Origin of the sequence: Nonomuraea basaltis, from assembly GCF_005893125.1 — a bacterium.
GTDB lineage: Bacteria > Actinomycetota > Actinomycetes > Streptosporangiales > Streptosporangiaceae > Nonomuraea > Nonomuraea basaltis.
This window is the reverse complement of record NZ_VCJS01000574.1, coordinates 1-1,166: the sequence shown is the minus strand read 5'-3', so window position 1 is coordinate 1,166 and position 1,166 is coordinate 1. Positions and strand designations below refer to the sequence as shown.

Below are 1,166 nucleotides of genomic sequence, written 5' to 3'. Positions count from 1 at the left end.
GCCGGGGTCAGATGGTGATGGCGATTTTGCCGGCGGGTTGGCCGGTTTTGAGGTAGTCGATGGCGTCGGGGGTTTGGGCGAGGGGGTAGGTGCGGTCGAGGACCGGGGTGAGGGCGCCGGAGTCGATGAGGTCGGCCAGGGTATGCAGGTCGGCGGCGGGCTCGGTGGACATGAGGCCGGTCAGGCGCTGGCTGATGAAGGGCGACAGCAGCATCGCCCGGATTTGGCGGTCGGCGCCCTGGAGCACGCGTCCGTCTCCGGGCCCGCCGACGATGACGAGCGTGCCGCGGGGGGCGAGGGCGCGGCGTAGCTGGGTCAGGGGGCGGTTGCCGGCCGTGTCGAGGATGAGGTCGTACCGGTCGGTGCCGGTGGTGAAGTCCTCGCGGGTGTGGTCGATGACGTGGTCGGCGCCGAGGGAGCGGACCAGGTCGGTCTTCGCGGTGCGGCACACGCCGGTGACTTGGGCGTCGTAGGCCTTGGCGAGCTGAACGGCGAAGCTGCCCACGCCGCCGCCGGCGCCGGTGACGAGGACCCTCTGCCCGGCGGTGAGCCGGCCGGCGTCGCGCAGTCCCTGGAGGGCGGCGCAGGCGGAGATGGGCACGGTGGCGGCCTGGGCAAAGGTGAGGGTGTCCGGTTTGGGGGCGAGCTTGTCCTGGTGGGCGCGGGCGTACTCGGCGTATGCACCGTCGCAGGTGCCGTAGACCTCGTCGCCGGGACGGAACCGAGTGACGTTGGCGCCGACGGCTGAGACGCGGCCGGCGACGTCCATGCCCGGGACGGGGTTCTTGGGCCGGCGCAGCCCGAAACCGGCGGCGCGCACCAGGTAGGGCAGGCCGGTGATGACGTGCCACACACCCTGGTCGACGCCGGCGGCCTCGACGCGGACGAGCACGTCGTCGGCGCCGATGGTCGGGACGGCCATGTCGCGCAGCTGGAGCTGCGCCGGTGCGCAGTAAGTGTCGCGGGCGATCGCGATCATCGTCGTCTTCGTCATGGTCGTCTCGATCCTGGTCGGGGTGCTTGTGCGGGTGGTCGTCGGGACGGTGTCCGGGGTGATCGTCGGGTTGGTCATGGGGAGTGGTCCTCTCGGATGAGGTGGGGTCGGGCCCGGCTCAGGCGGCGGTGGGGACGAGCCGGTTTCGTGGGGTGGCGGGTCGTTTTTTGGG

The 1,166-nt window shown here is 71.8% G+C and carries 1 protein-coding gene; it reads right to left on the bottom strand.

What is annotated here, in order from left to right:
• Positions 1-7: 7 nt before the first annotated feature.
• Entirely contained in the window at positions 8-1,072 is a 1,065-nt protein-coding gene (locus EJK15_RS69455; RefSeq protein WP_240778163.1) for an NAD(P)-dependent alcohol dehydrogenase, read from the bottom strand.
• Between the last annotated feature and the right edge of the window lie 94 nt (positions 1,073-1,166).